Annotated in this window: 5 protein-coding genes; all 5 read right to left on the bottom strand. The window is 62.4% G+C overall.

Annotation, left to right across the window (positions count from 1 at the left end):
- Positions 1–27: 27 nt before the first annotated feature.
- Positions 28–699 carry a response regulator transcription factor gene (locus tag ABI_RS13110; RefSeq protein ID WP_006273492.1) on the bottom strand — a complete coding sequence of 224 codons (672 nt, stop codon included), beginning with the start codon at positions 697–699 and terminating at the stop codon, positions 28–30.
- Positions 700–838: 139 nt separating this feature from the next.
- Positions 839–2,407, bottom strand: coding sequence for a Do family serine endopeptidase (locus tag ABI_RS13115; RefSeq protein WP_006273493.1), 1,569 nt, complete (start codon positions 2,405–2,407; stop codon positions 839–841).
- A 135-nt stretch (positions 2,408–2,542) separates the two neighbouring features.
- Positions 2,543–3,103, bottom strand: coding sequence for a cytochrome c-type biogenesis protein (locus ABI_RS13120; protein WP_245531350.1), 561 nt, complete (start codon positions 3,101–3,103; stop codon positions 2,543–2,545).
- Positions 3,103–5,130 carry a heme lyase CcmF/NrfE family subunit gene (locus ABI_RS13125; RefSeq protein WP_006273495.1) on the bottom strand — a complete coding sequence of 676 codons (2,028 nt, stop codon included), beginning with the start codon at positions 5,128–5,130 and terminating at the stop codon, positions 3,103–3,105. Before ABI_RS13125 ends, ABI_RS13120 begins: the two co-directional genes overlap by 1 nt.
- On the bottom strand, positions 5,127–5,627 hold the full coding sequence (gene ccmE, locus ABI_RS13130) for a cytochrome c maturation protein CcmE (RefSeq protein ID WP_040309238.1): 501 nt from the start codon (positions 5,625–5,627) through the stop codon (positions 5,127–5,129). The genes ABI_RS13125 and ccmE overlap by 4 nt, the downstream gene beginning before the upstream one ends.
- Between the last annotated feature and the right edge of the window lie 28 nt (positions 5,628–5,655).

A 5,655-nucleotide genomic window follows, 5' to 3' on the forward strand; every position in this document is an offset into this window, starting at 1 on the left:
GAAGGAAAGAATCTCGGCTAACTTCTATCACGCTTTCAACTGATAGCCTTCGCCACGGACGGTGTGCAGCATGGGCCGGTCGAAGTCCTTGTCCAGCTTGGAACGCAGGCGCGAGATGTGAACGTCGATGACATTGGTCTGCGGGTCGAAATGGTAGGCCCAGACCTTTTCCAGCAACATGGTGCGGGTGACGCTCTGGCCGACATGGCGCATCAGGAATTCCAGCAACTGGAACTCGCGCGGCTGCAGGTCGATAGTCTTGTTCTGGCGCTTCACGACGCGCGAAATCAGATTCATTTCCAGATCGCCGACGCGCAACACCGTATCGACGGCGTCCTTATCCTTGCGGCGGGCCAGGGCCTCGACGCGCGCGACCAGTTCGGTCAGCGCGTAGGGCTTGACCAGATAATCATCGGCGCCGGCGCGCAGGCCCGACACCCGGTCTTCCAACTCGCCCAGGGCTGACAGGAAGAGCACCGGGACGTCCGTGCCTTCGCTGCGCAATTGCTGCAGCATGGTGACGCCATCCATGACCGGCATCATGCGGTCCAGAATGATGACGTCGGGCATCTCGGCCTTGACGGCGTCGAGGCCCTGCTGGCCATCACCCGCCAGGCGCGCCTCGATGCCGGCCTCTTTCAGGCCGCGCTGCATATTGGTTGCCGCTTCGTTGTCGTCCTCGACGATCAGGACCTTCATCCGTCTGCCCCATGGTTGGTTATGAAACCAGCTATTAGCGCGAATCGTGACAGGAAGCGCGTTAAAAATTGGACAGGCTGAGGCCAGAAAAAAGCCCTCCGCACGCGGAGGGCTTTGATCGGTAGTCCGCAGGCCGGTCTTACGGCTTGGGCACCTCGGGGGCCTTCAGCGACAGGACCAGTGGCTGATTGCGGCCATCACGGTTGACCAGCACCAGGATGCTGGGGCGACCGGACTTTTGCAGGTCGGCCACAATCGACTTGAACTGCGTATCGCTGGACAGCACCTGGTTATTGGCCTGGACGATGACGTCGCCCGGACGCAGGCCCTTTTCAGCGCCCTCGGAACCGGCTTCCAGATCGGCGATCACGACACCATTGACCTCTGGCGCGATACCGAAGGTCTTGCGCACATCCGGCGACAGCGCCTTGACGCTGAGGCCGATCACCGGCGCCGAACCGCTTTCGCTGCTGGATGAGGACGAGCTGTCTTCGCCAGCGCTGGCGCCACGGGCCAGGTCGGCTTCGGACGGACGCAGGGTCGCGGTCACTGTGACCTTGGACATCTGGCCATTGCGCAGCACTTCGACGACCACCTTTTCGCCGGCCTTGATATCGGCGATACGGCGGGTCAGGTCGGTCGGGCTCTTCACCGCCGTGCCATTGATCGATTTGATGATGTCGCCGATCTGCAGCCCGGCCTTCTCGGCCGGACCACCACGCGGCAGTTCCGCCACGAAGGCGCCGGTGGTGTCGGTGATGTTCAGCGACTCGGCGATCTCCTTGCTAACCGGCAGGATCGACACGCCGATATAGCCGCGGGCGATCTTGGTTCCGGTCATCAGCTGCTGGGTGATCTTGTGCGCGGTTTCAGCGGGGATGGCAAAGCCTACGCCGGCATTGGCGCCCGACGGCGTGACAATGGCGGTGTTGACGCCGATCACCTTGCCGTACAGGTCGAAGGTCGGGCCGCCCGAGTTGCCCCGGTTGATGGCGGCGTCGATCTGCAGATAGTCGATGTAGCTGGTGCCGCTCTCACGCAGGTCACGGCCATAGGCGGACACGATACCAGCGGTGGCGGTGTTGGAGAAGTTGAACGGGTTGCCGACGGCGACGACCCAGTCACCAACGCGCGGTTTGCGTTCCAGTTCCCAGCGCACGAACGGGAAGTCCTTGCCTTCGACCTTGAGGACGGCCAGGTCTGTGGCTTCGTCGCGTCCGATGACTGTAGCCGTCAGCTCCTTGTCGTTGGTCAGCTTGACCGTAATTTCGCTCGCGCCTTCGACGACGTGGTTATTGGTCACGACATAACCGTCGGCCGAGATGAAGAAGCCCGAACCGGCGCCGCGCACTTCCTGCTCGCGGCCGCTATTGGGATCCTGACCCGGGAAGCTGAACCCCGGAAGCGAGGGAACGGCATCGACCTTGATCTTGCCCTTGGTTTCAATCGACACCACGGCCGGCGACACGCGCTCGATCATGTCGGCAAACGACATAGGGGCACCGTTGGGCGGCTTCACAGGGGTCAGGTCGGCCGCCTTGATCAGGCGTGCGCCGTCATAGAGGCCCGGGGCCTGACCGATGCCGGTCATGGCGGCTGCCGAAACGCCGGCGGCCAGAACCACGCCCAAGGCGGCGCCACCGAGGAACGACTTGTTCTTGAGCAAAGATTTCAGATTCGTTGGCCCGAAAATATTGCGAATCCCCATGGGTACTACCTAATTTCCTGCGGTATGTATGTGCTTCAGACTATCTGAGCGCTTCGCGGCCGGATGACAACCATCCAGGCGAATAAATTTACCGCCACGGCAGATTAAGCAAACCGCTGAGGCAAAATCGTGACATCAATCGTCGGATTTCATGATTTCGCGAAGTTTTTCGGTCTCCGCCTGCGTCAGGTCATAAGACCTTGAGGCTTTTGATCTTTTGCTGAGCCACAAAAGCAGTGCGGCCCCGAGAAGCACGATCAGCGGCGGCAGGACCCACAGCATCAAATTCGACAGCGCAAAACGCGGCCGGAAAAGGACGTAATCGGAATAGCGCGCCCGCAGTTCCTCGCGGATCTGGCTGTCGTCCTTGCCCGCGGCGATGTCCTCGCGGATCTGGCGGCGCATGTCGCCGGCGATCGGCGCGTGCGAGTCGGCGATGCTTTCGCTCTGGCACTGGATGCAGCGGACCTCGCGGAACAGGGCTTCCGCACGGGCCTGGTCCTTGGCAGGATCGGCCAGGGCCGAGCTGGCGGCAAGTAAGAGCAGGATTGAAACCGCGAATGAACGCGAATAGACGCGAATAAGGTGGGTGGCCCTTTGGACCGTCAAAAGAACTCTGCCTCTGCGCTCTGCCGGGGCCGGGCTGGAATATTGGCGTTCATTCGCGTTCATTCGCGGTTCCAGGTTTTCGGCCATCACGCTTCGGCCTTATCGACAGAAGAATCGTCTGAAGGCTTCGGCTTCTTGGCCTTCACGGGCACGCCCAGTCGTAGCCGGCGGTCGGCCAGGGAAACCAGCCCACCCAGGGCCATCAAAAGCGGTCCGAAGAAGATCAAACGCACCCACGGATTGTAGAAGAAGCGCACAGACCAGGCCGCCCGGCCATCGGTCAGGGTTTGCGGCTGGGCCATCACCACATACAGGTCGGACAGCGGTGTAAAGCACAGCCAGACCTCGCTCTGGGACGAACGCGATGCCGAATAGTAGCGCCATTGCGGCCGCGCTTCACACACGGCCTTGCCCTTGTCGGTGATGTTGAAGACGCCGCCCTGGGCATCGTAATTGCTGCCCATCTCCGCGAAGGTTTCGGTAAAGTTCAACTGATACCGCCCGGCCGTCAGGCTGTCACCGACCGCCATCACCTGCGTCGCCCCCTCCTTGGCGTGGGTCTCGACCACGGCGCCGAGGACAAAAACGCCCAACCCGATATGGGCCAGCAGCATGCCCCAGGTCGAGAGTGGAAGACCTTTCAGCCGGCGCAGTTTCCCTTCCGACCGGTCCCACAGCAGCTTCAGGGAGCCGAACACCAGCCAGAAGCCAACCAGCAGTCCGATCAGATACTGCGCCTCCGCCCACCAGGTGGCGCCGCGGTACAGCAGCAGACCCACGGCCGCCGCCAGGGCCGCCACACCGAAGGCCAGGCCCAGACGCTGAAGCACGCCCTTCAGATCAGCGCGCTTCCACGCCATCAGCGCCGCGATCGGGATCAGCAGCAGGGCGGCGATCATGATCGGTCCGAAGACCGCCAGATAGTAGGGCTCGCCCACCGACATGGTCTTGTTGAACACGGCCTGCATCAGGATCGGGTAAAGGGTCCCCAGAAAGACCGAGCACAGGGCCGCCGACAGCAGCAGGTTGTTGACCACCAGGGTGGCTTCGCGCGACACCGGCGCGAACAAGCCACCGGGCTTCAGTTCCGGTGCACGCAAGGCGAACAAGGCGAACCCTGCTCCGGCCGTCACCAGCAGGATGGTCAGCAGCAGGATGCCGCGCTGTGGATCCGTGGCGAAGGCATGGACCGAGGTCAGCAAACCTGAACGCACCAGGAAAGCGCCCAGCATCGAGAAGGTAAAGGCCAGCAGGCCCAGGAACACCGTCCACGCCTTTAGGGCGTCGCGTTTTTCCATGACTATGGCCGAGTGCAGCAGAGCAGTGGCGGCCAGCCACGGCATGAAGGAGGCGTTTTCAACCGGGTCCCACGCCCACCAGCCACCCCAGCCCAGTTCGTAATAGGCCCAGAAGGCACCCAGTGTAATGCCGGCGGTCAGGAAGCTCCAGGCGATCAGCACCCAGGGGCGGATCCAGCGCGCCCAGGCACGGTCGAGCCGGCCTTCGATCAGGGCGGCGACGGCGAACGAAAACACCACCGAAAAACCGACATAGCCGAGGTACAGCATGGGCGGATGGAAGGCCAGGCCCGGATCCTGCAGGGCCGGATTCAGCGATAGCCCCTGCAGTGGCGCGGTTTCCAGCGCCCAGATGCGATTGGGATCTTCAGCCAGACGCCAAAGCGGGTTGGAGCTGAACAGCGTGAAGCCGGTGAAGGCGGCCCCAAGGAAACCCTGGACGCCCAGCGCCTTGTGCTTGAGGCCGTCGGACAAACCACTGCCGCGCAGGGTGATAAAGGCGCCAAAAACCAGCAGGATCAGGCACCACAGCAGCATCGAACCTTCGTGCGAGCCCCAGGCGCCGGTGATCTTGTACAGCAGCGGCTTGTCGCTGTGCGAATGCTGATAGACATTCAGCACCGAAAAATCTGACCGGACAAAGGCGGTGATCAACATGGCAAAGGCGCCGGCAATCGCCAGGGCCGCCGCCAGGGACAGGCCTTCGCTGTAGCGTTCCAGGCCGCGCCAGCGCACGCCCGCCACGACCACACCCGCCTGGGCGACGCTCAGCATAAAGGCCAGGACGAGACAGAAGTTGCCGATCTCCGCGATCATGATCCGAATGGCCTTTGCGGCTCAGCGGAAGATTCGCTCATCCCGGCGTCTGGACGCCATTCGCCCTGTTTTTTCAATTCGTCCTGCACGTTCTTGGGGATGTACTTTTCGTCGTGCTTGGCCAGGACCTGGGTGGCGCGCAGCGAGGTAGCACCCGTGACCTTGCCCTCGCACACCACTCCCTGCCCTTCACGGAACAGGTCAGGCAGTTCGCCCCTATAGGTGACGGCAACCTCTTTCAGCTTGTCCTGAACGGTGAAGCTGACCGTGCCGTCGCCGGCGCGCACCACGGTTCCAGGCTTGACCAAACCACCCAAGCGAATGACCTGGCCGGTCGTCACTTTGGCGTCCAGCATCTGGGCCGGGGTATAGAAATAGACCGTCGTGCCGCCCAGGGCATACAGGCTCAGCGCCACAGCCAGGATCAGGACCGGTGCGGCGACCAGAAAAATCGTCAGACGCCGGCGCGCCTTCGCTGATTTGGGCCAGAAACTCATATCAACGCCTCGCGCGCCGGCTTTTTGA

The organism is Asticcacaulis biprosthecium C19, assembly GCF_000204015.1.
In the GTDB taxonomy this organism is placed as follows: domain Bacteria; phylum Pseudomonadota; class Alphaproteobacteria; order Caulobacterales; family Caulobacteraceae; genus Asticcacaulis; species Asticcacaulis biprosthecius.